Here is a 26,078-nt window from a genome sequence, read left to right as displayed (position 1 = left end):
TGATCGCATGGCCGAAGTCACCGCCCGGGCTCGCATCGAGGCGCCGACCGAGAAGGTCTGGGACCGGCTCACCGACTTCACGTCGTACGGGGAGTGGAACGCCACCCACACCGCCTTCCCCCACGGCGGCCCGACCCCGCTGGAGGTCGGCGCGACGTACGAGGAGAACATGAAGCTGATGGGCTTCCCCGCGGAGGTCACCTGGACCGTCCGGGAACTGGAGCCCGGCCGGCTGCTGGACCTCGCGGGCAAGGGCCCGATGGGCGTCAGCCTGGGGATGCGCTATGCGCTCACCCCGGACGGCGAGGCGACGGCGCTGCGGATCGACGGGACGTTCACCGGCGCCGCGGTGTCCCTGATGGCCGGCAAGCTCAAGGACTCGGCGAACGCCGCCCTGAACGAATCGCTGCGCAAGCTCGCGGGCCTGGCCACCTGAACCCCCGCGACTCCCCCGTACCGGCCCGCAAGCCCCCCGTCGGCTCAGTCCTCCTCGGCCAGGATCAGGTACAGCTCCTTGCGGGCCTTGTTGACCACCGCCATGGCCTTCTCCCGCTGCTCGGGACTACCGGTGGCCCACACCTGACGGAACGCCTCGACCAGGCCGCCGCCCGCCTTGCGGATCTCGTTCATCGCCTCCCAGTCGACGCCGCGACCGGCGTCCTCCCAGGGGGCGTCCGAGCCACTGTCGGCCTCGGCGCGTCCGGCCTCGGTCAGCGAGAACAGCTTCTTGCCGCCCTCACTGGCGCTGGCGATCAGCCCCTCGTCCTCCAGCAGTTGCAGCGTCGGATAGACCGAGCCGGGGCTCGGCTTCCACGCGCCGCCGCTGCGCTCGGCGATCTCCTGGATCATCTCGTAGCCGTGCATCGGACGGTCCTTGAGCAGGGCCAGTATCGAGGCCCGCACATCGCCGCGGCGCGCCCGGCCACGCGGTCCGCCCCGACCTCGGCCGCCACCGAAGGGCGGGCCCCCGAAAGGCGGACCGAACGGCCCGAATGCGGAGCGCCGCCGCTCCCAGCCGCCCGCGAAGTCGCCGCGGCCGCCATGGCTACCGGGACCGCAGTGCTCATGCCGACGCTCATGTCCGTGTTCGTTTCCCTGGGAACGCATGATGACGTCTCCCTTTCTCTATCGTTGATCTATTGCGATGCTTCAACGATATATCGGGACTGTTCGCCGACGCAAGACCCCGACGACGCCTTGTGACTCCGGGGCACGGCCTCGTATCCGGTGGTCGACGCTGACAACGAGGGCGTCGGGGGAGGTGGCCGTGAGCGAGCCGGTGAGGTCGGGGTCCGCATGGGAGTACTCGTCGGACGTACAGGTGGGTTTCGTCGGCGTCGACGGGGTCGGGCGGCTGGGATCACTGGCCCGCTGCTGGGACGAGCCCTTCGAACGTGCTACCCCGGTCCGGAAGTTCATCGCGTTCGAGAGGCAGAAGAACTTCACGGGTGAGTACTGGGCGGCGTCCTCGCGTGACCTGGTGGGTTACGAGTCGTGGGTCGAGCGGGATGCCGCAATGGCCCTGGACTTCGACCCTTCGGTGGTGGCCTTGGCCTCGCAGCCGTTCTGCCTGTCCTGGTGGGATGGCGATCGGGATCGCCAGCACACTCCGGACTACTTCGCGCGGCTGGCCGATGGCACCGGCGTGGTGGTCGATGTCCGGCCGGAGTGTCTCGTCGACGAGGAGGCCGCCGAGGTCTTCGCGTTCACCGCGGAGGTCTGCGCGACGGTGGGGTGGCAGTTTCGGCTGGTCGGAGATTTGGACCAGACGTTCCGGACGAACTTGCGTTGGCTGGCGCGGTATCGCCACCTGCGATGCCACCGGGCCTCGGTGGCGGTTGCCTTGCGGGAGGTGTTCGCCGAACCTCAGCTGAAAGTGCACGGACGTGTCATCCGCATCGGCCGTGAAGCCTTACGGTGCCTGCTCCGGGCAGGTGCTGGAACGCTTCCCGGACCGGGTCTTCGCCTTCGACGAGTTCGGGCCCCTAGGGATCCGGCCCACCGCAGGCTCCTGCTGGGCGAAGAAGAACAAGGTCGAGCTGTGCTTCACCCCGACCTACGCTTCCTGGGCCAACTCGATCGAGGCCCACTTCGGCCCGCTGCGGCCACCAAGGCCCGCCACCCCGACGTACTCGCCGCCCAACGCAAGGAACGCGCCCGCACCCGCAGCGAAAAGGGCATTCGCTGGGGCGGACGCCCCCTCAACACCGCGGCCTGACCAACCGCGAACAGCAGCCCCCGAACGCCGACGGGGCAAGTTCAGGAGAAGGACAGCGACAGAAGGATGACTCAGGAGGCGAACGGCTCGATCTCCCCCGCGAAGACGATGACCTGGTCGATGAGGCTCCGTCGCAGATGGACGACATCCGTTCCCGCCAGGCGGGGGCCTCCATCAGGCGTGGTGAAGACCCACTGGTACCGGGCCCATTCGTCAGGCATGTCCACCGCTGAGCAGCGCACCATCGTGCCGGTCCCCGCCGGGTGGCGTCGGATGTCCAGCACGAACCGCTCGACCGCCCCGATTCCTTCGCTGCGACCCAACGGCCCCCAGAAGACCACGTCTGAGGTCAGGGCCTGGGAGAGCAGGGCAGTCACATAGCTGTCGTCCGAGGCGTTGAACGCGGAGATGAACGTGTCGATCGCGGAGCGTGCGGTCTCTTCCAGCATGCCCCAGTAATACCAGCCGTTTCGCGTGCGCTCGTCCAACGAGCCGCCTTCCGATCACGGTGAACCTTCCCGGTCACAGCACTAGGAACCACATCAGCTGAGATTTTCGACTTCCCCACGTCTCAACAGATCTGGTCGGCGCAGGTCACAGCACTGACCCGAGACCAGAGCATTTGCGACAGGTCACCCTCGCCTCCCGTGTCGCCGAAGGCCGCTCCGTGCCCGGCAGTGCGATCGACGCGGAGTACCGGTGGTCAGAGATGTCGGCTCGCGGCACGCTTCCCGACCGCCGACGGCTGCGGAGGACCGGTTCCGCCGATGTTCGGGCGCAAGTGATCAAGGCCCCTTACGCTGACCCCCGGATCAGCTTGTGGACCTGCCGGTCACGCCCGATGCGGGGCCAAGAACATCGCGGCCCGGAAGGGGACATGTGGTTCCGGCCCGGAGGGGGAGTTGCATGTTCTTGTCGCTGTCCACCAGCGCCTGGATGCTGATAGCCGCAGGTGCCACCGTGTTCAACCTGGCTGCCATGCAGTGGATCATCCAGATACCGAAGTACCGCAAGAAGCAGTTCTGGCTGCCGGTCATCGGCGCCGTCTGTGTCGGTGCGCGCGGCGTCGCCGAGTCCCACGCGTGGGCGGACACGCTCTACCTCTACGCGGCGACCATGGTCATGTTCCCTCTCCTGCTCGCCCCGGTGCGCGGCCGGATCACCCGGGACCACTACCGGTGGGTCGAGGATCCGACGACGAGGACCAGCAAGGCGGCGATGGCCTGGCTCGTCACATCCTTGACGATCATGCTGGTCGTGATCGGTGTCGTCTGGGTGATCGGCAGGAAGTCCGGCGCCTGACCCGCCCGGCCGCCGCGGTCTCGTCGCCGCCCTCGGTCAGCGCGAGGCGGGGATGCCTGCCGTCCCGGTGCGCTTGAGCGTGCGGATGACGGGCGCGGTCTCGACGGAGCGCACGGCGTCGAGCGTCGCCACCCGCTCGGTGAGGTAACGACACAGGTCCTCGGCGTCACGGCAGTTGACCGCGGCGACGAGGTTGCTGGGGCCGGTGCACAGCGCGGCGAAGCACACCTCCGGATGCTCGGCCATCGCCTGCGCCACCTGGAGAAGCCCGGAGGGCCGTACGGACATCCACAGGCGCGCCTCGGTCGGGAAGCCGAGCGCCGCCGGGCTGAGATCGAGGGCGTAGCCGAGCACCCCGGAGCGCCGCAGTGCGTCCAGCCGGCGTTTGACGGTGGAGTCCGCGCTGCCCGCGGCGGCGGCGAGTTCGCGGTAGCCAGCCCGTCCGTCCCGGGCCAGCAGTTCCAGTACGACCCGGTCCTGACCGTCGAGGGCGACCGGCTCAGCGACCGCGGCGACCGGGGCGGGACGCAGCCGCCCGGCCTGCTCCTCGGAGAGCCACGCGGCCCCGGGCCACGCAGCGGGCAGCGCCGTGGCACGCAGCAGCAGATGCGCGGAAACCGCGGTGACCCGGCTGGTCCGGGGGAGCTTGTGCAGCAGCAGGGCGTCCCGTTCGGCGGCGGAAGGCGACTGGACGTTGCAGGAGATCTCCGTCCCGCCGGAGAGCAGGTGCACGTAGGAGGTGTCGGGCCGGGCCGCGAGCGCGGCGGCAACGGCGCCGGCCGCGTCCGGGGTGCACTGCAGCCGCAGCGCCCAGGAGGAGTGGCCGAGCGCCACACCGTTGACCACTCCGACGACGCGCAGCACCCCGGCCGACCGCAGCCGGCGATAGCGGCGGGCGACGGTGTTCTCGGAGACGCCGAGGACCTCGGCGACGGTGCGGAACGACGCCCGCCCGTCGATCTGCAGGGCATGCACCAGACCACGATCAACGGCATCCAGCGTGACGGTTTCCATTCTTCAACGGTAGGAGATGACGGATTCCTGCGTCGGTGCATCGGTGGCTGGAGCCGCTCCCCCGCACCCGGTGATCGTGGGCCGCACGGCAACGCGTACGGAGACCACCCGCCTGCGGAAGACCCGGGCGTACCGGTGGCACGTGCACAGAGCGCGAAGGAGAGCGCGATGACCAGCAGGAACAGGATCCTCGTCACCGGGGCGACCGGAAATGTGGGCCGGCAGGTGGTGTCCCGGCTCCTGGCCGCCGGCGCGATGTCGGTGCGGGCGCTCACCCGTCGTGCGGTCGGTGCAGGACTGCCCGGCGGTGTCGACGTGCGCCAGGGCGATCTGGCCGACCGTGCGGCGCTGGAGTCGGCGTTGGAGGGCGTGGACGCCGTGTTCCTGATGTGGCCGTTCCACGGCGCCGAGCCGGCCGGCGCGGTCGTGGAAGCCGTCGCGCGCCATGCGCGCAGGGTCGTCCTCCTGTCGTCCGGCGCCGTCCGCGACGGGCTCGCCCCCGAGCGACAGCCGCACCCGGTGGGCCGGTCCCACGCGGCCGTCGAGCAGCTCGTCGAACGGTCCGGGCTGTCCTGGACCCGGCTCCGCCCCAGCACGTTCGCCGCGAACACCCTGTGGTGGGCCGATCAGATCCGGGGCGGCGACATCGTTCGGGGCGCCTACGGGGCGGCACCCATGGCCCTCCTCCACGAGGCCGACATCGCCACGGTGGCCGTACGGGCCCTCACCGAGGACGGCCACGACCGCGCCACGCACACCCTGACGGGCCCCGAAGTCCTCACCCAGGCGGAACAGGTGCGGGCCATAGGGGACGTGCTGGGCCGGCCCCTCCGCTGGCAGGAGCTGTCCCACGCAGCGGCGCGCGCCCGCCTCCTGGCCGACGACGGTTTCCCGGACGCTTTCGTGGACCCGCTGCTGGACGGCTACGCCGAGCTGCTCGACGCCCCGCGCCCCGCCCTCACCGACACGGTCGAGAAGGTCACCGGCGCTCCCGCCCGCGCCTTCCGTGCCTGGGTCCGAGATCACCGCGCCGACTTCAGCTGACGGCCGGCCACCGCGCCACCATCCGGGGCCAATTTCCCGCAATTGGCCTTGGCCGGTGGCACGGTGGCCCCTCTACGCTCGCGGCCATGAGGATTCGTATCGTCGACGCCTTCAGTGCGCGTCCGTTCAACGGCAACCCCGCGGGAGTGGTGCTCCTCGACTCCGACGCGTTCCCCGATACAGCGTGGCTCCAGCAGGTCGCCACCGAGGTCAACCTCTCCGAGACGGCCTTCGCGCATCCGCTGCCCGCGGGCGGCGACGCCGACTGGGCGCTGCGCTGGCTCACCCCCGCAGCCGAGGTGAACATGTGCGGGCATGCCACTTTGGCCACCGCGCACGTGCTGCACACCACCGGGACGGCCACCGGCACGGTCCGCTTCCGCACCCGCAGCGGGGTGCTGATCACGACGGCCGGCGAAGACGGGGAGATCACCATGGACTTCCCGACCGCCCCACTGACGCCCGTCGAGGTCCCGCCGGTCGTCGCGGACGCGCTGAGCACCGAGATCCTCTCGGCCTACGACACCGGCCCCGACGTCGGCGATCTGCTGGTCGAGCTCGCCGACGAGAAGTCCGTACGGGCGCTCGCCCCCGACCTCAAGGCCCTTGCGGGGCACGGCGGCCGGGGCGTGATCGCGACCGCGCGCGCAGAATCCCCGGACGGCGGCTACGACTTCGTCTCGCGCTGCTTCTTCCCGGCGGTGGGGATCGACGAGGACCCGGTAACGGGCAGCGCGCACACCGCGCTCGCTCCGTTCTGGTCGGCGCGGCTGGGCCGGGACACCCTGGTCGGCCACCAGGGTGCGGCCCGCACCGGCACCGTACGGACCGAACTGCGCGGCGACCGCACGCTGCTGACCGGCTCGGCCGTCACGGTCATCGACGGCGAGCTGCTGACCTCCGGATGACGTAGGGGTGCCGGTCGTCAACTGCCGCCGCCCCTGCGGCCCCTCGACCGACGGCGCGCTGCCGGCCACCGGCCGGCGGCGCGCCGTGTCACGGCTCCGGAGGTGCCGCGCCCAGCCCCCTCACCCCGTAGGCAGCCACCCCACCCGCCCCGCGAGCAGCGCGTATCCGAGAAATGCCACGGTGTCGATCAGGGCGTGGGCGGCGACCAGCGGTCCGACCCGGCCCCACCTCCGGTAGAGCAGGACGAAGATCACGCCCATCACCATGTTGCCGAAGAATCCGCCGATGCCCTGGTAGAGGTGGTACGAGCCGCGCAGCACCGCACTGGCCGCGAGCGCCGCCATCGAGGACCAGCCCAACTGGTCGAGTCTGCGCAGCAGATACCCGACGACGATCACTTCCTCCAGGACGGCGTTCTGCACCGCGGACGCGACCAGTACCGGGATCTTCCACCACACGTCGGGCAGCGCCTCGGGGACCACCGTCAGGTTGAATCCGGCCGCCCGCGCGCCCAGATAGAGCAGCAGACCGCTGCCTCCGATGACCGCCGCGAGCCCGGCGCCACGGCTCAGGTCGAAGCCCGGCCGCCGCCGGTCGAAGCCGATCGCCCGCAGCCCGCCGGCCCGTTCACGCATCAACAGGTGCGCCACCAGCGCCACGGGCACCAGCGCGGTCGCGATCCCGAACAGCTGCCAGGCAAGATCCAGCCACGGCCGGCCCGGCGCATGGGAGGCGTTGAGCGTCGCCGCCTGGTGCTTGAGGCCGCCCGGTTTGGTCACCGACCCGATGAAGCTGATCAGCGCCGACAGCGCGCTGGCGCCCAGCGACAGGCCCAGCACGATGAGCGTCTCGCTGCGCAGGACCTTGCGGGACGGCTCCTCGGCCGCCCCCGCCCCTCGCCCGGGCCCCTGCCCCGGAACGCCCGCACCGGCCACGGGACTTGTATCCGACTGCACACTTCCTCCACTTCCGCATTACCGCCTCTTCGCGACCACCGCCCCGCTAGGGTCTCGGCAGCAGGTACGAAGATCGCGCGCGACAGGCCGGGGGGCGCCATCCACGTGGCGCGCCCTGCCTCTCCGCATCGAATCCGATCGAGCTCCGCGAGGGAGAGGCGCTACCGCAATGGGACGACACAGCTTGCCCGACGACCCAGCACAGCGCAGCACGGGGGCCCGCCCCGGCGCTCGTCGCCGCACCATCCTCCTCGCGTCCGGTCTGCTCCTCGCCGTGGCCGGCGGCTCGGTGGTGGCACTGCGCGGGGACCTGCTCCCCTTCGGCAAGCCCTGCGACGGCCCGTCGGTACGGCTGGGCGTGGCCGCCGCCCCCGACATCGCCCCGGCCCTCCAGGCGGTGGCCAGGAGAGCCCGCGAGGACGCGACCCGCACCGACGGCAGATGCCTGGACGTCACGGTCACCCCGCGCGCCTCCCACGAGATCGCCGACTCCTTCGGCCAGCGGCCCGCCGACCCTGAATTCCAGGTCTGGATACCGGACTCGCGCCTGTGGGTGGACCGGGTCGCGGCGGAGAACGGCACGCCACTGACCGCGGCCGCCACCATCGCCTCCTCCCCGGTCACGCTCGCCGCCGTCCCCCGGGCCGCCCGGGCGCTGGGCTGGCCCGGGAAGACCTACGACTGGACCGGGCTGACGCAGGCCGCGACGTCCGACGACGGGATACGCCTGGGGGTGGCCGATCCGGCCCGCAGCGCCACCGGGCTGCTCGCCCTCTCCCGTATGGCCGCCGCCGGCACCCAGGACACCAAGAGCGGCGACGAGGCCGGCACCCGCACCTCCGCGACGGCGAAGCTGCTCCACCAGCGGGTCGCGGACGGCGACGACCAGGCCGTGGCCACGTTGCCGCGCGACGGCTCCGGTGCGGAGCAGGGCAATCCGCGCCGCAACCAGGCGCTGCTGCTGTCCGAGCAGGCCGCCTACACCCACAACACCAGCGCGGACGGCGGCGCCGACCTCGATCTGTTCTACCCGTCGGACGGGGCCGCCCAGCTCGACTATCCGTACACGCTGGTCGACGCCGAGGAGCTGACTCCCGAACAGACCCGCGCCGCCAGCCGCTTCATGACGCTGCTGGTCGAGTCCGAGGGCCAGCACACGCTGCGCGCACACGGCTTCCGGGCCGGCAACGGCGCGGCCGCCCCGAAAGTGGTGGAAGCAGCCGGCGGCCGCGCTCCCCAGCCGTCCTCCGCCGCCCCCGCCGATCCGCCGTCGGTCAAGCAGCTGCAGGCACTGCTGGGGATGTGGACGGTCGCCGTGCAGTCCGGCCCGAGCCCGCGCTGAGCGACTCCACCCGCCCGACGCCCCCTCGCACGCCCGCTCCGACCGCCGCCCTACGCGCCTGCCGAGCGCCGCACCACCCCGCTCGCCCCGGCCCTACCCCCCACCCGTCGTCGCCTGCCGCGGCACCGTCACCGCCGCCCGGTCGCCGACCGGCCAGGCGACCGGCCAGGTGTGCACCGGCTGCCCGGTGTGCATCAGCTCGCTGTAGCGCCGGGTCATCGCGGCGAGCGCCGCGTGCCGGTCCAGCCCCTGCCGCCGGGCGTGGTGGAAGGCCGCGGCCTGCCAGGAGGCGCCGTTCGCGCGGCGGCGGCAGCGCTCCTCGATGACGCCCAGGTAGTAGTCGCGGTCGGCGGGCTCCACGCCCCAGGCGTCCAGTCCACGGGCCGCCAGCGGCAGCAGTTCGGTGCGGACGAGGCGTACGGCGGGGAGCTCGGTGAGCCCGCCGGCCCGTCCGGCGCGCGGCCACTGCAGGGTCGCGTCGATGCCGTACCGGCAGGCGGTGTCGAAGTTGCTTGCCGCCGCGGCGAACGGGAGCCGGGTCCACACCGGGCGCGGCTCCTCGGCCAGCGCGCGCACCAGGCCGTAGTAGAAGGCCGTATTGGCGATGACGTCGGCGACGGTGGGGCCGGCGGGCAGCACCCGGTTCTCGACCCTGAGGTGGGGGACGCCGTCGGTGACCGCGTAGACGGGGCGGTTCCACCGGTAGATCGTGCCGTTGTGCAGCACCAGCTCGGCGAGGTCGGGCACGCCGCCCTCGTCCAGTACCCGGAGCGGCTCCTGCGGGTCGCACAGCGGCAGCAGGGGCGGGAAGTAGCGCAGGTTCTCCTCGAAGAGGTCGTACGCGGAGTCGATCCAGCGTTCGCCGAACCAGGTGCGCGGGCGTACCCCCTGGGCCTGGAGTTCGGGTGGCCGGGTGTCGGTGGCCTGCTGGAAGACCGGCGGCCGCGACTCGCGCCACAGCTCACGGCCGAAGAGGAACGGGGAGTTGGCGCCGACGGCCACCTGTACGGCGGCGATGGCCTGGGCCGCGTTCCAGACGGCGGCGAAGCGGCCGGGCGTCACCTGGAGGTGCAGCTGGACGGAGGTACAGGCGGCCTCCGGCGCGATCGAGGGCGAGTGCGAGACGAGGTGCTCGACGCCCTGGATGTCGAGTGTGAAGTCCTCGCCGCGCGCCGCCCTCATCTGGTCGTTGAGCAGCACGTAGCGGTCGTTCTCGGAGAGGCTGGCGGCGGTGAGGTCGTCGGCGTGCAGCGTCGGCAGGATGCCGATCATCACGATCCTGGCGGCGACCTCGCGGGCTTTCCTTTCGGCGTAGCCGAGTCCGGTACGGAGTTCCTCGGCGAGCTGGTCGAGGACGCGGCCGGACAGCCGGTGCGGCAGAATGTTGACTTCCAGGTTGCACTGTGCGAGTTCGGTCTGGAAATCGTGACTGGCGATGCGTTCGAGAACCTGCGAGTTCATCATCCGGGGCAGCCCGTCGGCGCCCGCCAGATTGAGCTCGATCTCCAGGCCCATGAGATTCCTGGGCCGGTCGAACCGCTTCTCCGACAGGAGCCTGCCCAGCCCCTCAAGGCACTCGTGAAGCTTTCTTCGATAACGCTCCCGGTCCGCCAGGTCGATCCCGTACGCGGCGACCTTCTCCCCCATCGAAGGGTCCCTCCTCGAGTGAACGGCCCGCGACCACGGGCAGCTTGGGGCCGTCCCCGGCACGCCGGGGCTCGCGCTACGGTCGATGATGCCCCGGCAATCTGATCGATAACGCCTCAGGGGCGTGCCGGTGCCGATAGGCTCGAAGTGATGCGCTTGCCGGGCATCTGCCAATGGCATATCTCGGCGGCGATGGCCGTCCGCAATTCACTCGTGAGAAACACCGACAAGATCCGGCCTACCGCGCCGGAGACGAATTACGAGGTGGACCCGCAAAGGCACTGCACAAAGCGGCGGAAAACGCCTCGGGCAAGGGTCTGGATTCCGCCTTGCCAGAAATCTGCAAGGCAGGTAGCTGAAACACTTTCAGAACATACGTCGTATAAACTCCGCTTACGAGGTAGAGAGTTGGCGCCCAGTGCCGCGGTGTTCCCACCGGCGCTGGGGCAGGCCCTGACCCCACGCCGGGCCGCCGCCCCCCGGCACGCTCTGGCCCCGCACGCAGACAGCGCCGTTTGCACCTGCCACGCTCCACCGTGTCTCCGAAGTGAGAGGCGACCCACCATGCCGCTGCACCTTTCCTCCGCCCCTGCGCCTGCCCTGCGCAGCGTTCTGACCGCCCTCGGCTCGCCCACCGCCGTCCGTGAGGCCCCGGTCGCCGCACTGCGCTCCCATCAGGGGCCGCTCAGCCCCGACCACCCGCTGCCCCTCCATGTGTGGGACGACATCAGCCGGGCCGGCGACACCCCGCAGACCCGACTGGCCGGGTGGAGCTTCCTGGTACGGGGCGGGGAGCGGGCCGTGGCGACCGCCGAGGCGATGCTCACGGCGGACGGCTGGATGTTCGCCCGCTTCTGCGGCGGCCCCTACATCACCTCGACCGAGCAGGCGCTGGTGCAGGCCGAGGCGCTGAGCACGCCCTACCAGCCGCGGCTGCTGTCCGTGCCGGAGCTGTACATGCTCACCCTCTGGCTGCATCAGGACCTCGAGGCGGACGGCGCGGAGGGCATGCCCGCCCCCGGTGACCTGCTGGTGCCGCTGGCGCCCGCCCCGCCGGGGATCGCCGCCCACCGCCCGCACCGCGTCGCCGATCTGCTTCCCCGGCTCACCCTGCGCCTCTCGTCCGCACCGCTGCTGGCCGAACCGGCCTGACCAGGCACCTACCGGCCCGTACCGCCCCGCAAGAGCGTGCCCCGCGGCCCTCTCCGGCCGCGGGGCGCTCTGCCGTGCTCACCCGCGCGGCCTAGCCCACGGCTACCACCGCCAACCCCGTTGGGAAGGCGTGCAATTGGCAGCAACCGCCCGCACGGGTGACGCGTCGATATCGAGTGAGTACCGCTGCTGCGAAATCCCTGCGGAATCCCTTCCGTGGGGCAACACTGGAACCGACCGAGAAACGGGGGAGCGGCCATGACCACCTCGTCGAGCCGCACGACGTTCACCACACCGCAGCGAAAGACAACTTCCATGTGTCAGCACCAACCGCCTTGCCCGTCAGCAGACTCCACCGACCGGGAGGCCGCACACCTTGTGGCGCACCACCCTGAGCAGGGCTGGAGCCTGCTCTGCAACGGCGTCCTGCTCTTCGAGGACACCGGTGAACTGCTGCCCGACGGGCAGGTCATCGCCCCGCACCGGGCCAGGGTCACCGCCGCGGCCTGACCCGCGAGCGCCCCACACGTACAACAGGGCCCCCGGCAGATCTGCCGAGGGCCCTTGATGTTGCCCGGACGGGTCAGCGCCGGTCAGCTGTCGTACGCGTCCAGCGGGGGGCAGGAGCACACGAGGTTACGGTCGCCGAAGGCTCCGTCGATCCTGCGCACCGGCGGCCAGTACTTCTCCGCCGCGGTGACGCCGGCCGGGAAGACCGCCTCCTCGCGGCTGTACGGGTGGGCCCAGTCGCCGCCGAGCGCGGCCGCGGTGTGCGGGGCGTTGCGCAGCGGGTTGTCGTCCTTGTCCCACTCCCCCGAGCCGACCTTCTCGATCTCCGCGCGGATGGCGATCATCGCGTCGCAGAACCGGTCCAGCTCGCCGAGGTCCTCGCTCTCCGTCGGCTCGATCATCAGCGTGCCGGCCACCGGGAACGACATCGTCGGCGCGTGGAAGCCGTAGTCGATCAGCCGCTTGGCGACATCGTCGATGCTCACGCCGGTCGCCTTGGTCAGCGGCCGGACGTCGATGATGCACTCGTGCGCGACCAGGCCGCCGGGGCCGTTGTACAGCACCGGGTAGTGCGGCTCCAGCCGCTTGGCGATGTAGTTGGCGCTCAGCACCGCGACCTGGGTGGCGCGCTTGAGGCCCTCGCCGCCCATGAGGCGGACGTACGCCCAGGAGATCGGCAGGATGCCGGCGGAGCCCCAGGGCGCCGCGGAGATCGGTCCGACCCCCGTCTCGGGGCCGGCGGCGGGCTGCAGCGGGTGGTTGGGCAGGTACGGCGCCAGGTGGGCGCGCACGGCGACCGGACCGACACCGGGGCCGCCGCCGCCGTGCGGGATGCAGAAGGTCTTGTGCAGGTTCAGGTGCGAGACGTCGCCGCCGAACTTGCCGGGCTCGGCGAGGCCGACCAGCGCGTTGAGGTTGGCGCCGTCGACGTAGACCTGGCCGCCGGCCTCGTGCACCGCCGCGCAGATCTGCGTGATGTGCTCCTCGAACACGCCGTGCGTGGACGGGTAGGTCACCATCAGGACCGCGAGCTCGTCACGGTGCTTCTCGATCTTGGCGTGCAGATCGTCGGCGTCGACCTCACCGTCCTCGCCGGTCTTGACGACGACGACCTTCATACCGGCCATCACGGCGCTGGCGGCGTTGGTGCCGTGCGCGGACGACGGGATCAGGCAGACCGTGCGCTGCTCGTCACCGTTGGCGCGGTGGTACGCGCGCACCGCCAGCAGGCCGGCCAGCTCGCCCTGCGAGCCGGCGTTCGGCTGGAGGGAGACCTTGTCGTAGCCGGTGACGGTGGCGAGGCGCTCCTCCAGCTCGCGGATCAGCGTCAGGTAGCCCTCGGCCTGGTCGGCCGGCGCGAAGGGGTGCAGCTGGCCGAACGCGGGCCAGGTGACCGGCTCCATCTCGGTGGTGGCGTTCAGCTTCATCGTGCAGGAGCCGAGCGGGATCATGCCGCGGTCCAGCGCGTAGTCCTTGTCCGCGAGGGTGCGCAGGTAGCGCAGCATCGCGGTTTCGGAGCGGTACTGGTGGAAGACCGGGTGCGCGAGGTACTCGTCCTCGCGCAGCAGCGTCCCCGGCAGCGTCTCGGCCGTGGCCGCGTCCAGCGCCTCGATGTCGCCCTGCACGCCGAAGGCGCTCCAGACGCCGGCCAGCTGCGCGCGTCCGGTGGTCTCGTCGCAGGCGATGCCGACGAGGTCCTCGTCGACCTGGCGCAGGTTGATGCCGGCCTCGCGGGCGGCGGCGACGACCTCGCCGGCCCGGCCCGGCACCCGCGCGGTCAGGGTGTCGAAGTACGCCCCGTGGACGATCTCCACACCGCCGGCCCGCAGGCCCTCGGCGAGGATCGTGGCGTAGCGGTGGGTACGGCGGGCGATGGTCCGCAGCCCCTCGGGGCCGTGGTAGACGGCGTACATACCGGCCATGACGGCGAGCAGCACCTGCGCGGTGCAGATGTTGCTGGTGGCCTTCTCACGGCGGATGTGCTGCTCGCGGGTCTGCAGCGCGAGGCGGTACGCCTTGTTGCCGTCGGCGTCGACGGACACGCCCACCAGGCGGCCGGGCAGGCTGCGGGCGAACTGTTCGCGTACGGCCATGAAGCCGGCGTGCGGTCCGCCGAAGCCCATCGGGACGCCGAAGCGCTGGGTGGTGCCGACGGCGATGTCCGCGCCGAGCTCGCCGGGCGAGGTCAGCAGCGTCAGGGCGAGCAGGTCGGCGGCGACGCTGACGACCGCGCCCAGCTCGTGGGCCTGCTCGATGACGGCCCGCGGGTCGCGGACCGCGCCGGAGGCACCCGGGTACTGCAGCAGTACGCCGAAGACCCCGCGCTCGGCGATCTCGGCGGGGATGCCCTCGGACAGGTCCGCGACGACGACCTCGACGCCGGTCGGCTCCGCGCGGGTCTCGATCACGGCGATGGTCTGCGGCAGACAGTCCGCGTCGACCAGGAAGACGCCCTGCTTGACCTTGCCGACGCGGCGGGAGAGGGCCATCGCCTCGGCGGCGGCGGTGCCCTCGTCCAGCAGGGAGGCGCCGGAGGTGGGCAGCCCGGTCAGCTCGGCGACCACCGTCTGGAAGTTCAGCAGCGCCTCCAGGCGGCCCTGCGAGATCTCCGGCTGGTAGGGCGTGTACGCCGTGTACCAGGCCGGGTTCTCCATGACGTTGCGCAGGATCACCGGCGGGGTGAACGTGCCGTAGTAGCCCAGGCCGATCATGGAGGACAGCACCTGGTTGCGCTCCGCCAGGCTCTGCAGCTCCTGGAGGACCTCGGCCTCGGTACGGGCCCCGGGCAGGCCGAGCGCCTCGGCGCTCTTGATCACGTCGGGCACGGCGGTCGCGGTGAGCTCGTCCAGCGACCCGAAACCGACGTGCGCGAGCATCTTGGCCTGCGCTGCGTCATCGGGGCCGATGTGCCGCTGCTCGAAGGGGATGCCGCGTTCCAGCTCGGTCAAGGAGATGCGATTGGTGGTCATCTGCGGGGGCCTCCTGGTCGGTACGACCTACGAGGGGCACCACGGCACGGGTGCCCGGACGGCCTCCCCCTCTGTCATCTCAACCTGAGAGCTTCACCGGGCCGCGCGGAGCGGTCCGGCTTTCACCGTCGGTGAGGAGGGGTCCCGGTGCTGTGCTTCCGCGGCCCGCCCTGCTTTCCAGAGTGACCTCGTCCGTGCGGTACGTGTGCCTGAGAGATTCCGGGGAGGATTTGCTCCTTCGGCGCCCTCGTCGCGAACGACGACGGACTCTCCCGCACGGGTTCTGCGGCCATTGGCCAGCCTACCAGCGCGCCACTCGAAGGATCCTTCGAGTGGCCAGGGCATGAAATGTGCCGTTTGGTAGTTGTCACAGGGCAGTTGCGACCAATTGGAGGGGCCGTGCAAACCGATATCGATCCCCGGAGCCTGATCGGCCGCAAAGCGTTCGACCGGAACGGCGCGAAAATAGGCACGATCGACGAGGTCTACCTCGACGACGCGACGGGGGAACCGGAGTGGGCGGCCGTACGCACCGGACTCTTCAGCCGGGACGCGTTCGTGCCCCTGGAACCCAGCAAAATGGTCGGCGAGGGTCTGCACATCCCCTACGACCGCAAGCTGATCAAGGACGCTCCGGACTTCGGCGTGGGCCGCCACCTCTCCCCCGAGCAGGAACTCCAGCTCTACCACCACTACCGGCTGGACATCTCCTCGCCCGGCACCGGCTCGCTGCCCTCCGGCGACAAGGACTTCGGCAAGATCGCCGGCTCGGAGGACTGAGTCCCCTCCGGCCCCCCACCGACCAGCGGCAGCGGCTCCCCGGGCCGCAGCGCCGGGTCCCCGACGGCAAAGGTCCGCACCCTCCCCGGTGCGGACCACGGCGTCTCGAAACGAACGGTCACTCTGCCCACCCCGCTCCCCTGCACCCAGCCGGCGCCGTACTCCTCGTGCACCACGTCCAGGCCCGGGTGCCAGCGCCGCGGCCGCTCCTCGGGCTCGCCGCCCTCGCCCGTCCCGCCGGCCGGCTCCGGAGCCGCCTTCGCCAGCTCCTCGGCCTCCCGCTCGGTCGCCAGCTGCGCGAAGAGGTCCTCCTGCGTGAAATCGGCCAGCCCACTGACCCCCACGCCGAGCAGCCGCACCCCGCCGGTGGTGTCGACCGCCTCCAGCAGCCGCACCGCGGCCTCCCGTATGACGCCGGGGTCGTCGGTGGGCCCGCGGAGCGTCTCGGAGCGGGTCAGCGTCGAGAAGTCGTAGTTACGGACCTTGATCACCACCGTGCGCCCGGAGCGCCCCGCCGCACGCAGCCGCTGGACGCAGCGGTCGGCCAGCCGCAGCACCTCGGTCCGCACCCGGGTCCGGTCGGTCAGGTCGACCTCGAAGGTGTCCTCCACCGAGATCGACTTGGCGTCCCGCTCCGCGACCACAGGACGGTCGTCCCGGCCCAGCGCCATCGCGTACAACCCCGCCCCGTGCGCCTTCCCCAGGAGCCGCACCAGCTCCGCCTCACCCGCCTCAGCGGTCTCCGCGACGGTATGGATCCCGGCCCGGCGCAGCGTCTCGGCCGTCGCGGGCCCCACCCCGGGCAGCGTCCGCACCGTCATCGGGCCCAGCAGCTCCCGCTCGGTACCGGGCTCGATCACCACCAGGCCGTTCGGCTTGGCCGCCTCGGACGCGATCTTGGCCAGCATCTTGGCGCCCGCCAGCCCCACCGAGCCCGTCAGGCCCGTCGCCGACCGGATGTCGCGCCGCAGCTTCTCCCCCACGGCCCGCACGGCGGCCGTCTCCGCCGGCACCCCGCCCGCCTCCAGGTCCACGAAGGCTTCGTCCAGGCTGAGCGGCTCCACCAGCGGCGACAGCTCGTGCAGCAACTCCATCACCGCTTCACTCACCTGGCGGTACAGGGTGAAGCGGGGGCTGAGATAAGCGGCGTTCGGGCACAGCCGGCGCGCCTGGGCGGTCGGCATCGCCGAGCGGACCCCGAAGACCCGGGCCTCGTACGACGCGGTGGCGACGACCCCGCGCGGCCCGATGCCGCCCACCACCACCGGCTTGCCGCGCAGACTCGGCTTCGCCGCCTGCTCGGCAGAGGCGTAGAACGCATCCATGTCCAGATGCAGAATCGTCGGCGCGGGTCTCACATGTCCGATGTTCCCGCATGGCACTGACAATCGACCCGTCGCCGGGCCGGGGGCCGTGCCGGAGGGCTCAACCCGCCCTGTTGCGCCGCCGCGCCAGCTCGTCGTGCGGGTTCTTCCCGACCAGCGTCTCGCCGGTGTCCACGCGCTCTCCGTGAAGCTGTGACAGCGCACCCTCCACGTCCCGCCACACCACACCGACCGCGATACCGAAGACGCCCTGCCCACCCTGGAGCAGATCGACGACCTGGTCGGGCGAGGTGCACTCGTAGACCGTCGCGCCGTCGCTCATCAGCGTCATCCGCGTCAGATCCGCCAGCCCGCGCGAGCGCAGGTGCTGGACGGCGGTGCGGATGTTCTGCAGCGACACCCCGGTGTCCAGCAGCCGTTTGACGATCTTCAGGACGACGACGTCCCGGAAGCTGTAGAGCCGCTGGGTGCCGGAGCCGTAGGCCGGCCGGATGCTCGGCTCCACCAGGCCCGTACGGGCCCAGTAGTCGAGCTGCCGGTAGGTGATGCCCGCTGCCGCACAGGCGGTCGGGCCGCGATAGCCGATGTTCTGGGCCTCGCAGTCCTCGGACACCGCCGCGGCGGGTGCCGGGGTACGGTTCGCCGTTGCGCCCGCGTGGAGCGGCAACGCCCCTTCCGCCGCCGTACCGTCGCCGGTGATTGCCACGCCGCCCTCCGTCCTCCACGTCCCGGACGGGACCTGCCATATCGACGGTATGCAGTCACTCGGGGTGCGTCAACGATCGCCGCGCTCGCCACGCCGAGTGATAATCACCCTACGAGTGGTTTCTCGTGACCTCGCGCGGGGAATGGCTAAATAGTTTGGCCGGAATCAGACCCTTCGCCCGGCCGAGTCGCCGGATCACTGGCTGTTGGTGCCGAAGTCCTCGGGCGAGATCTGGTCGAGGAACTCGCGGAACTTCTCCACCTCGTCCTCCTGCTCGTCCGGGATGGCGATCCCCGCGTCGTCCAGCACACCGTCGGTACCGAAGATCGGCGTTCCGGTGCGCAGCGCCAGCGCTATGGCGTCGGACGGCCGCGCGCTGACCTCAACCCCACTGGCGAAGACCAGTTCGGCGTAGAACACCCCCTCACGCAGGTCCGTGATGCGGACCTGGGTCAGCTCCTGGCCCACCGCTTCGAGCACATCCTTGAAGAGGTCGTGCGTCAGCGGCCTGGCAGGGACCATGCCCTGCTGGGCGAAGGCGATGGCGGTGGCCTCCCCTGGCCCGATCCAAATGGGCAGGTAACGGTCGCCTCCCACCTCCCGCAGGAGCACGATCGGTTGGCTGGAAGGCATTTCCACCCGGACACCCACGACGTCGAGCTCGTTCACACAGCAACCCTAGGACGTGCTCGGCAGGTTTGGGTAGTCGGGCACTCTTTTGCTCACTACGGCCGGGGCCGCAGAGCGCTCTGCACCAGCGCCGCGTGCAGCCGTACGGACAGTGTGGCCAGCTCCCTGGCGGTGGCCTCGGCATGCGCCCTGGTCTGCGGATTGCGGTGCCGCCGAAGGGGTGCAACGACTTGCTCGACCAGGCCGGCCTCACGCTCGGCGGCCGCCTTCACGGCACGCAGATGCCGCGGCTCCAGACCGAAACGGCCCAGGTCCGCGACCAGTTTGGCGACGGTGACCGCCTCGATGTCGTACCCCCCGTCCGCATGGGGGACGATGAGTCCGTAGGACTCCCAGTCCGCGAGCGCCGCCTCGTCCACGTCGGTGGCGGCCAGCAGCTCGGCCCGGCCGATCCGGGCGGCGGTCGGACGGTCCTCGCCCGGGTCGGTGACGCCCTCGACGAGGTCCAGCGCGGGCGCGGCCGGAGCGGGCAGCTGGACCTGCTCGCCGCGCTCCAGGGCGTCCAGATGCTCCCGGATGACCTTCAGCGGCAGATAGTGGTCCCGCTGCATCCGCAGGACGTTCGCCAGTCGCGCGACGTCGGCGGGCGTGAATTTGCGGTATCCGGAAGGCGTGCGCTTCGGCTCGACCAGCCCCTCCGCCTCCAGGAAACGGATCTTGGAGATGGTGACCTCGGGGAACTCCTCGCGCAGCACATTGAGCACCGTGCCGATGCTCACCGGCTTGCCGTCCGAGGAGGCGGTGCCGGAGAACCCGGCACCGCCCTTCGGTGTATCGCGCATATGCCTTCCCCGGCCGGTCAGATACCGGCGCCTCGCTGGCTCGCGTAGAAGACCAGGCGGTACTTGCCGATCTGGACCTCGTCCCCGTTGGCGAGGACGACGGAGTCGATCCGCTCGCGATTGACGTAGGTGCCGTTCAGGCTGCCGACGTCGGCGACCGTGAAGAGGCCGTCCGGGCCCCGGCGGAATTCCACGTGCCGACGCGAGACCGTCACGTCGTCGAGGAAGATGTCGCCCTGCGGATGCCGGCCCGCGGTGGTCAGCTCACCGTCCAGAAGGAAGCGGCTGCCCGAGTTCGGACCGCGGCGGACGATCAGCAGCGCCGACCCCAGCGGAAGGGCCTCGACGGCTGCCTGGGCCTCCGGGGACAGCGACGGCGCCAGGTTCTGGCCCGTGGTCTCCGAGTCGTACGCCTCCAGCCCCGAAATGGAGATCGTGGAGGTCGTCTCGGACGCCCGCTCGGGCTGGGCGCCCGGGCGCAGCGGCGCACCGCAGTTGGAGCAGAAGCGGCTCGCCTCGGCGTTGCGGTGTCCACACCTCGTACAGACCGGCAAGGCCGAACCTCCACCCGTGCGTGAGGTCGATGGTTCCTGGGAACCTATGCGGCCGGCACCGGAGGGGTCAACAGATCCCGCACCGGGCCCTCCGGGGACCTCGTCGCGGAACAGCGGACGCTCCGCCGCCGGACCGCTCTCCTCCGGCTGGCGCGGCGCACGGTGCCGCGCAGAGCCGCTGCCGCCCTCCTGGCGTGCGCTCTTGCCGAACAGCTTTCCAAACAACTTCACGGGCGATTCCCCTTGAACGAAATAGACCCGCCCGTGGGGCAGGACGAACCCTCGATGCACACAGCGACCCATCCGGACATCCAGTGAACGTCCGTGGGCTTCAAACAGTTTCCACCACACACCACACGCACGGTGCGTCGACCCCCCGCTACCTCATGCCCTTGCCGGGCATTCGACATACCTGTACGCCTCACTGCGATGACGACCGAGCGTAGTCAGGCCGCTTCGCCTCCCGCAAGGCGCCCACAATGATCTTCTGCTCACGGGTCACAGACACCTTGGCCTGCTCCTTTTCCAGCGTCTGGACCACCCCGCCAGGGATGTTCAGCGCCGGTTCCAGATCTTCCGGCTTGCCGATGACCTTGAAGCGGTACGGCTGCATGACGCGCTTGCCGTCGATCTCCACCCCGCCCCGGACGTCCGAGAGCGCGGTGTTGGCGACGACCCTGACGTCGTTGACCTGGATGGCCTCGGCGCCGGCCGCCCGCAGCTCCTGGATGGTGTCGAGCAGCTTGTCCGCCTCCACGGAGTGCGTCGGGTCGTCGATGGTCAGGTTGATGCCGGGCCCTTGCGCCGCGACGGTCCCGGCCAGCACGCCCAGCTGCTGTTCCTTCTCCACGGTCTGCTTACGGGCCTCCTCGGCCTGGTCCGAGCTGTTCGCCAGCTCGGTCTTCTGCCCTTCCAGGCGCCGCTGTTCGTCCGTCAACCGCTGGGAGCGGTTGTCCAGCTCGTCCAGAATGCGCACCAGGTCCTCCTGGCGCGCGCCCCGCAGCGCACTGCTGTCACTTGTGGAACGTACCTGAATCGCCAGGCCGAGGCCGAGAATGAACAGCAGCAACGCGACGATCAGTTGAGCCCGGGTCAGTCGCGGCGGCCACAGGCTCGCGGCGAGCCGCTGCCGACCACTCGTCGGACCCTGGTTCTCCCCGTCCTCCGCGACGGCGTCCGGGGTCGAGGAGTCTGCCCCTTTACCGGGCGTCTGTCCAGTACTGTCCGGTTCGTTGACTTCGGAGCCGTCTGCGTCCTCTGCGTCGTGAGGGACCTCGCGGTGCTCCGGCGGCATCGGCCGCCGGCCGGCCGGGCTCGGCTCGGGCTCCGGCCGTTCGGGCTGCTGCTCCGGCTGTTCGGCCTCGCGCTCCGGTCCCGGCTTCTTCTCGGGCTCGGGGGTCTCGTCGGTCGCCATCCGCGTCACGCCCTGAAAACGTGCCGGCGGATCGCGGCGGCGTTCGAGAAGATCCGGATACCCAGCACCACCACGACGCCGGTGGAGAGTTGGGCGCCGACGCCCAACTTGTCGCCGAGGAAGACGATCAACGCGGCCACGACGACGTTCGACAGGAACGAGACCACGAAGACCTTGTCGTCGAAGATGCCGTCCAGCATCGCCCGCAGACCGCCGAACACGGCGTCCAGCGCCGCGACGACAGCGATCGGCAAGTAGGGCTCGACCACCGTCGGCACCACGGGTCGGACGACAAGTCCGACCACGACTCCCACGATGAGGCCCAATACGGCGATCACGATGTGCCCTTCCCTGTGTCGGCGCCGCCCGACTTGGCGGGACCGGTCTGCGGCTTTGCGGTACGTACGATCAAGCTGGGCGCGGGCGGCAGCGTGAGCTCGTTCTCGGCGGAAATCCTGGTGCGCACGCCGTAGTTCTCCTGCAGCACATGCAGATACTGACCGTCGGCGCTGCCCTGGAACGCGGCGCTCAGCCGCTGCCCGTCCCCCACCGCCAGCACCGTGTACGGCGGCACCAGTGGCTTGTTGTCGACCAGTATGGCGTCTCCAGCGGCTCTGATCGCCGAGAGTGACGTAAGCCGCTGCCCATTGACGGAGATGGCCTCCGCACCGGACGCCCACAGACCGTTGACCACGCGCTGCATGTCCCGGTCGCGTACCCGCCCGGTGTCCGAGAAACCACTGCTCTCGCGCGGCCCGCCACCACCGGACTCGGCGTCCTTGGCATCGTCCACCACGAGCTTCACGCCGGGCCCGGTGACCTCGGTCGACCCCGCCAGCAGGGCCAGCAGCTCGGCCCGGTCCCCGCCGTGCTTCTTCAAGGCGTCGCGCTGCATCCTGCCGACGTCGTCGCGCAGCGCGTCGACCCGTTGCTGCTGTTTGTCCGCCTCGCCGGTGCCCTTCTGGATGCGGTTGATCAGCTCCTCGCGCTCCTTGGCGAGCGTCGGTGCCGATATCCGCGCCTGCGCCGCGCCGACCGTCACCACGAGCGCGGCGAGCACCAGACCGGCCGCGAGACCCAACTTCGCCCGCAGAGTACGCGGCAGACCGCGCATGCCGGCTTCCGACTTGCGCGCGGCGGCCTCCGCGTACCCGTCGTCGAGACTGTGATCCATCACGTTGGTCAGCAGCGACATGGAGGCGTCGGGGCGCGCGGGCGGCGTCTTCGGTGTGCTCCGATCGGGGCGCGGCTGCGACATGCCGCACATCGTCGCACGTCGCCCGCACAGTCTCCCAATGGCCCCACCGGCGTGCCGATCAGCGGCCCGCCGGTGGGGACCGGGTCAGCGTCCTGCGCTGTCGACCACGGCGGCCCATTCGTCGAGCAGCGCCTGCGCGGAGGCGTCGTCCGGGCCCTCCGCCCACAGGTGGGTGACCGCCTCGGCCGGGTCGGGCAGCACCAACACCCAGCGGCCGTCGGTCTCCACGATCCGCACGCCGTCGGTGGTGTCCACCTCACGGTCGCCGGCCGCCTCGACGACATGCCGCATGACGAGTCCCTTGACCGCCCACGGCGTGGCCAGGTCACGCCGCAGCACATGCGCCCGCGGGATCCGTGCGTCGATCTGGCTGAGGGTGAGCTGGGTGCGCGCCACCAGGCCGATCAGCCGGACGAACGCGGCGGCGCCGTCGAAGACGCTGCTGAACTCCGGGATGATGAAGCCGCCCAGGCCGTCGCCACCGAAGACCGTGCCGTCCTCGCGCCCCACCCGGGTCAGATCGTCCGGCGAGGTCGTCGTCCACTCCACCTGGGTGCCGTGGTACGCCGCGACCTGCTCGGCGATACGGGTCGTGGTCACCGGCAGCGCCACCCGCCCCGTGCGCCGCTCGGCGGCGATCAGATCCAGCATGACCAGCAACGCCCGGTCGTCCTCGATGATCCGGCCGCGCTCGTCCACCAGGGACAGCCGCTCACCGACGGGGTCGAAGCGCACGCCGAAGGCGGCCCGTGCCGAGGCCACGATCTCCCCGAGCCGGACCAGGCCGGAGCGGCGCGCATCGGCGCTCTCGGTCGGCCGGGACTCGTTGAGCCCGGGGTTGATGGTCAGGGAGTCGACACCGAGCCGGCCGAGGAGGCTGGGCAGGACCAGGCCGGCGCTGCCGTTCGAGGCGTCCACGACGACCTTCAGGCCCGAGTCCGCGATGCCTGTGGTGTCCACGGCGCGCAGCAGTGATCCCGTATAGGAGTCGAAGACACTCGACGGGAAGATCAGGTCGCCGATCTCCCCGGGGAAGGCGCGGCGGTACTCCTGCCTGGCATAGACCCGGTCGAGCTTGCGCTGACCGGCCTGCGAGAGGTCGGCGCCGCGCTCGTCGAAGAACATGATGTCGACGGAGTCCGGCACGCCGGGCGTCGTACGGATCATGATGCCGCCGGCACTGCCGCGGGCGGTCTGCTGACGGGCGACCGGCAGCGGCACGTTCTCCAGGTCGCGTACGTCGATGGCGCTGGTCTGCAAGGCGGAGATCATCGCCCGCTTGAGCGCCCGAGCGCCCCGGGAGTGGTCGCGCGCGGTGGTGACCGTGGAGCCCTTTTTGAGCGTGGTGGCGTACGCACCCGCGAGCCGCACCGCGAGTTCGGGGGTGATCTCGACGTTGAGGATGCCGGTCACGCCGCGGGCGCCGAAGAGATGGGCCTGCCCCCGGGACTCCCAGATCACCGAGGTGTTGACGAATGCGCCGGCCTCGATGGTCTTGAACGGGTAGACCCTGACATTCCCTTGGACGATGGACTCCTCGCCGATGAGGCATTCATCGCCGATCACCGCGCCGTCCTCGATCCGGGCGGCCCGCATGACGTCCGTGTTCTTGCCGATCACACAGCCGCGCAGATTCGTCTGCTGCCCGAGATAGACGTTGTCGTGAATCACCGCCCGGTGCAGAAACGCACCGCTCTTGACGACCACGTTGGAGCCGACGACGGTGTGCTCACGAAGCTCCGCGCCCGCTTCGACCTTGGCGTAGTCCCCGATGTACAGCGGCCCGCGCAACACCGCGTCGGGATGGACCTCGGCGCCCTCGGCGACCCAGACCCCCGGCGAGATCTCGAAGCCGTCGATCTCGACATCGACCTTGCCCTCGAGGACGTCGGCCTGGGCCTTCACATAGCTCTCGTGGGTACCGACGTCCTCCCAGTAGCCCTCGGCGACATAGCCGTAGATCGGCTTGCCTTCCTTCATGAGCTGCGGAAAGACATCGCCGGACCAGTCGACCGACACATCGGGCTCGAAGTAGTCGAAGACCTCCGGCTCCATGACGTAGATGCCGGTATTGACGGTGTCCGAAAAGACCTGACCCCAGGTGGGCTTTTCAAGGAAGCGCTCGACCCGCCCGCCCTCGTCGACGATGGTGATACCGAACTCGAGAGGATTGGGTACCCGGGTCAGGCAGACGGTGACCAGAGCGCCCTTTTCCTTGTGGAACCGGATGAGGTCGGTCAGGTCGAAGTCGGTGAGCGCGTCACCGGAGATCACGAGGAAGGCGTCGTCCTTGAGAGCGTCCTCGGCGTTCTTCACGCTACCGGCGGTGCCGAGCGGCTTTTCCTCATGAGCGTAGGTGAGCTCCATTCCGAGCTCTTCCCCGTCGCCGAAATAGTTTTTGACGAGCGAGGCAAGGAATTGCACGGTCACGACGGTCTCATTGAGCCCATGCCGTTTCAGCAGCCGCAGCACGTGCTCCATGATCGGCCTGTTGACCACCGGAAGCAGCGGTTTGGGCATGCTGGACGTCATCGGGCGAAGGCGTGTTCCTTCGCCACCGGCCATCACAACGGCCTTCATGTCGGAAGCGTCCTCCTCTAACAGACGACGGTCTTGCCGACTTCACTTGTCCGGGGCGCCCACTCGTCCGGTCCTCACGTGCGGGCGCCCGGCCTCGGCACAACCTGCCGGTTCGGAGAGCTCAGTCGGCTGTGGGGCCCGCCTTGATGAGCCGGCGGACCTGGACCACATAGAGGATCCCTGCCCACCAATACAGTGCCGTACCCCATCCTGCGAACGCCCATCCGAAAACAGCAGCGAGTGTGTGAAGCCAGCCGCTTCCGTCGCTCAGGAGGAGCAACGGGAAGGCATACATCAAGTTGAACGTAGCTGCTTTGCCCAGGAAGTTCACCTGGGGAGGGCCGTATCCGTGACGCGCGAGCAATCCCACCGCGATCAGCAGCATCAGCTCGCGGGCCAGCAGGGCCGCGGTGAGCCAGAGGGGCAGGATCTCCCGCCAGGTCAGACCCACCAACGTGGACAGGATGTACAGCCGGTCGGCCGCCGGGTCGAGGATCCGACCCAGGCTGCTGATCTGGTTCCACCGCCGGGCGAGCTTGCCGTCGAGATAGTCGCTGACGCCGCTCAGCGCCAGGACCAGCAGCGCCCAGCCGTCAGCCTTCGGGCCCCCGAATTCCGGCCACAGGATCAACCACAGGAACACCGGTACGCCGACGAGGCGCGCCATGCTCAGGATATTCGGGATGGTGAGGACGCGATCCGTCTGGACCCGCGTCTCCTGGACCTCCACCGCGGGGGCCTCCTGTGGGAAAAATGTACCAACGATGCACCTTGACCTTACCTGCCCGGCCGGCCGAGCCGTGCCGGGGGTGCCAAGATCACCCGGAAACGCAGAAAAGCCCCGCACCATACGGTGCGGGGCTCTCCCACAATGATTGTTCGGCGGCGTCCTACTCTCCCACAGGGTCCCCCCTGCAGTACCATCG

The 26,078-nt window shown here is 70.4% G+C and carries 24 protein-coding genes, 2 pseudogenes and 1 riboswitch; of the genes and pseudogenes, 10 read left to right on the top strand and 16 right to left on the bottom strand.

Going from position 1 to position 26,078, the window contains the following annotated elements; genetic code table 11:
- The first annotated feature begins 7 nt into the window (after positions 1 to 7).
- Entirely contained in the window at positions 8 to 436 is a 429-nt protein-coding gene (locus OO62_RS18205) for a type II toxin-antitoxin system Rv0910 family toxin (RefSeq protein ID WP_033268514.1), read from the top strand.
- Between the two features lie 44 nt (positions 437 to 480).
- Here OO62_RS18205 and OO62_RS18200 read toward each other — a convergent pair whose 3' ends face one another.
- Complete coding sequence (locus tag OO62_RS18200) at positions 481 to 1,107, bottom strand: PadR family transcriptional regulator (RefSeq protein ID WP_063739028.1); 627 nt, start codon at positions 1,105 to 1,107, stop codon at positions 481 to 483.
- Positions 1,108 to 1,144: 37 nt separating this feature from the next.
- Here OO62_RS18200 and OO62_RS40690 point away from each other — a divergent pair.
- Positions 1,145 to 1,825: pseudogene (locus OO62_RS40690) on the top strand (TnsA-like heteromeric transposase endonuclease subunit); the annotation flags it as partial.
- A 48-nt stretch (positions 1,826 to 1,873) separates the two neighbouring features.
- Positions 1,874 to 2,218, top strand: a pseudogene (locus OO62_RS40685) (IS630 family transposase); the annotation flags it as partial.
- 71 nt (positions 2,219 to 2,289) lie between these two features.
- Here OO62_RS40685 and OO62_RS18190 read toward each other — a convergent pair.
- Positions 2,290 to 2,667, bottom strand: coding sequence for a hypothetical protein (locus tag OO62_RS18190; RefSeq protein ID WP_033268512.1), 378 nt, complete (start codon positions 2,665 to 2,667; stop codon positions 2,290 to 2,292).
- A 457-nt stretch (positions 2,668 to 3,124) separates the two neighbouring features.
- On the opposite strand from OO62_RS18190, the gene OO62_RS18185 reads away from it, so the two are divergent.
- Positions 3,125 to 3,520 carry a hypothetical protein gene (locus OO62_RS18185; RefSeq protein WP_033268511.1) on the top strand — a complete coding sequence of 132 codons (396 nt, stop codon included), beginning with the start codon at positions 3,125 to 3,127 and terminating at the stop codon, positions 3,518 to 3,520.
- Between the two features lie 36 nt (positions 3,521 to 3,556).
- Here the strand turns inward: OO62_RS18185 and OO62_RS18180 are convergent, their stop codons facing one another.
- On the bottom strand, positions 3,557 to 4,534 hold the full coding sequence (locus OO62_RS18180) for an Lrp/AsnC family transcriptional regulator (protein ID WP_033268510.1): 978 nt from the start codon (positions 4,532 to 4,534) through the stop codon (positions 3,557 to 3,559).
- Positions 4,535 to 4,702: 168 nt separating this feature from the next.
- Between OO62_RS18180 and OO62_RS18175 the strand changes: the two genes are divergently transcribed.
- Positions 4,703 to 5,578 (top strand): SDR family oxidoreductase, encoded by an 876-nt coding sequence (locus OO62_RS18175; protein ID WP_033268509.1) that lies wholly within the window; start codon positions 4,703 to 4,705, stop codon positions 5,576 to 5,578.
- A gap of 86 nt (positions 5,579 to 5,664) precedes the next feature.
- Positions 5,665 to 6,486 (top strand): PhzF family phenazine biosynthesis protein, encoded by an 822-nt coding sequence (locus OO62_RS18170; RefSeq protein ID WP_033268508.1) that lies wholly within the window; start codon positions 5,665 to 5,667, stop codon positions 6,484 to 6,486.
- 120 nt (positions 6,487 to 6,606) lie between these two features.
- On the opposite strand, the gene OO62_RS18165 is transcribed toward OO62_RS18170, so the two are convergent.
- Positions 6,607 to 7,422, bottom strand: a complete 816-nt coding sequence (locus tag OO62_RS18165) for a CPBP family intramembrane glutamic endopeptidase (protein ID WP_051733387.1) — start codon at positions 7,420 to 7,422, stop codon at positions 6,607 to 6,609.
- Between the two features lie 190 nt (positions 7,423 to 7,612).
- Between OO62_RS18165 and OO62_RS18160 the strand changes: the two genes are divergently transcribed.
- Positions 7,613 to 8,785: a substrate-binding domain-containing protein gene (locus OO62_RS18160; RefSeq protein ID WP_078617232.1), complete on the top strand. Its 1,173-nt coding sequence runs from the start codon at positions 7,613 to 7,615 to the stop codon at positions 8,783 to 8,785.
- Positions 8,786 to 8,878: 93 nt separating this feature from the next.
- Here OO62_RS18160 and OO62_RS18155 read toward each other — a convergent pair whose 3' ends face one another.
- Positions 8,879 to 10,432, bottom strand: coding sequence for a glutamate-cysteine ligase family protein (locus OO62_RS18155; RefSeq protein ID WP_033268507.1), 1,554 nt, complete (start codon positions 10,430 to 10,432; stop codon positions 8,879 to 8,881).
- A gap of 564 nt (positions 10,433 to 10,996) precedes the next feature.
- On the opposite strand from OO62_RS18155, the gene OO62_RS18150 reads away from it, so the two are divergent.
- Both OO62_RS18150 and OO62_RS18145 read left to right on the top strand, forming a co-directional pair.
- Positions 10,997 to 11,584 carry a hypothetical protein gene (locus OO62_RS18150; protein ID WP_033268506.1) on the top strand — a complete coding sequence of 196 codons (588 nt, stop codon included), beginning with the start codon at positions 10,997 to 10,999 and terminating at the stop codon, positions 11,582 to 11,584.
- Positions 11,585 to 11,899: 315 nt separating this feature from the next.
- Positions 11,900 to 12,094 carry a DUF5999 family protein gene (locus tag OO62_RS18145; RefSeq protein ID WP_030416598.1) on the top strand — a complete coding sequence of 65 codons (195 nt, stop codon included), beginning with the start codon at positions 11,900 to 11,902 and terminating at the stop codon, positions 12,092 to 12,094.
- An 83-nt stretch (positions 12,095 to 12,177) separates the two neighbouring features.
- Here OO62_RS18145 and gcvP read toward each other — a convergent pair whose 3' ends face one another.
- Entirely contained in the window at positions 12,178 to 15,063 is a 2,886-nt protein-coding gene (gene gcvP / locus OO62_RS18140; RefSeq protein WP_033268505.1) for an aminomethyl-transferring glycine dehydrogenase, read from the bottom strand.
- A gap of 187 nt (positions 15,064 to 15,250) precedes the next feature.
- A riboswitch (glycine riboswitch) is annotated at positions 15,251 to 15,348 on the bottom strand.
- Positions 15,349 to 15,462: 114 nt separating this feature from the next.
- Between gcvP and OO62_RS18135 the strand changes: the two genes are divergently transcribed.
- Positions 15,463 to 15,843: a PRC-barrel domain-containing protein gene (locus OO62_RS18135; RefSeq protein ID WP_033268504.1), complete on the top strand. Its 381-nt coding sequence runs from the start codon at positions 15,463 to 15,465 to the stop codon at positions 15,841 to 15,843.
- Here the strand turns inward: OO62_RS18135 and OO62_RS18130 are convergent.
- The 10 genes from OO62_RS18130 to clsA all read right to left on the bottom strand — a co-directional run bounded on the left by OO62_RS18130 (position 15,756) and on the right by clsA (position 25,882).
- Positions 15,756 to 17,201 carry a DNA polymerase IV gene (locus OO62_RS18130; protein ID WP_077191799.1) on the bottom strand — a complete coding sequence of 482 codons (1,446 nt, stop codon included), beginning with the start codon at positions 17,199 to 17,201 and terminating at the stop codon, positions 15,756 to 15,758. The two genes, OO62_RS18135 and OO62_RS18130, sit on opposite strands and share 88 nt — an antisense overlap.
- Before the next feature lie 67 nt (positions 17,202 to 17,268).
- Positions 17,269 to 17,874 (bottom strand): MerR family transcriptional regulator, encoded by a 606-nt coding sequence (locus OO62_RS18125; protein WP_033268503.1) that lies wholly within the window; start codon positions 17,872 to 17,874, stop codon positions 17,269 to 17,271.
- 195 nt (positions 17,875 to 18,069) lie between these two features.
- Positions 18,070 to 18,543, bottom strand: a complete 474-nt coding sequence (locus OO62_RS18120) for a bifunctional nuclease family protein (protein WP_006606439.1) — start codon at positions 18,541 to 18,543, stop codon at positions 18,070 to 18,072.
- Between the two features lie 56 nt (positions 18,544 to 18,599).
- Entirely contained in the window at positions 18,600 to 19,346 is a 747-nt protein-coding gene (gene ftsR, locus OO62_RS18115) for a transcriptional regulator FtsR (RefSeq protein WP_033268502.1), read from the bottom strand.
- A 17-nt stretch (positions 19,347 to 19,363) separates the two neighbouring features.
- A complete protein-coding gene (locus OO62_RS38000; protein ID WP_077191801.1) occupies positions 19,364 to 20,203 on the bottom strand; it encodes a double zinc ribbon and FHA domain-containing protein in 840 nt (279 codons plus the stop codon).
- Between the two features lie 118 nt (positions 20,204 to 20,321).
- Positions 20,322 to 21,314 (bottom strand): DUF881 domain-containing protein, encoded by a 993-nt coding sequence (locus tag OO62_RS18105; protein ID WP_033268500.1) that lies wholly within the window; start codon positions 21,312 to 21,314, stop codon positions 20,322 to 20,324.
- A gap of 5 nt (positions 21,315 to 21,319) precedes the next feature.
- Positions 21,320 to 21,652: a small basic family protein gene (locus tag OO62_RS18100; protein WP_003984969.1), complete on the bottom strand. Its 333-nt coding sequence runs from the start codon at positions 21,650 to 21,652 to the stop codon at positions 21,320 to 21,322.
- Positions 21,649 to 22,572 (bottom strand): DUF881 domain-containing protein, encoded by a 924-nt coding sequence (locus OO62_RS18095; RefSeq protein ID WP_033268499.1) that lies wholly within the window; start codon positions 22,570 to 22,572, stop codon positions 21,649 to 21,651. Before OO62_RS18095 ends, OO62_RS18100 begins: the two co-directional genes overlap by 4 nt.
- Before the next feature lie 84 nt (positions 22,573 to 22,656).
- Complete coding sequence (locus tag OO62_RS18090; RefSeq protein ID WP_033268498.1) at positions 22,657 to 25,152, bottom strand: mannose-1-phosphate guanyltransferase; 2,496 nt, start codon at positions 25,150 to 25,152, stop codon at positions 22,657 to 22,659.
- A 121-nt stretch (positions 25,153 to 25,273) separates the two neighbouring features.
- On the bottom strand, positions 25,274 to 25,882 hold the full coding sequence (gene clsA / locus OO62_RS18085; protein ID WP_033268497.1) for a cardiolipin synthase ClsA: 609 nt from the start codon (positions 25,880 to 25,882) through the stop codon (positions 25,274 to 25,276).
- Between the last annotated feature and the right edge of the window lie 196 nt (positions 25,883 to 26,078).

The sequence above is a fragment of the Streptomyces lydicus genome (genome assembly GCF_000717345.1).
Lineage (GTDB): Bacteria > Actinomycetota > Actinomycetes > Streptomycetales > Streptomycetaceae > Streptomyces > Streptomyces lydicus.
This window is presented reverse-complemented; position numbering and strand designations above follow the sequence as displayed.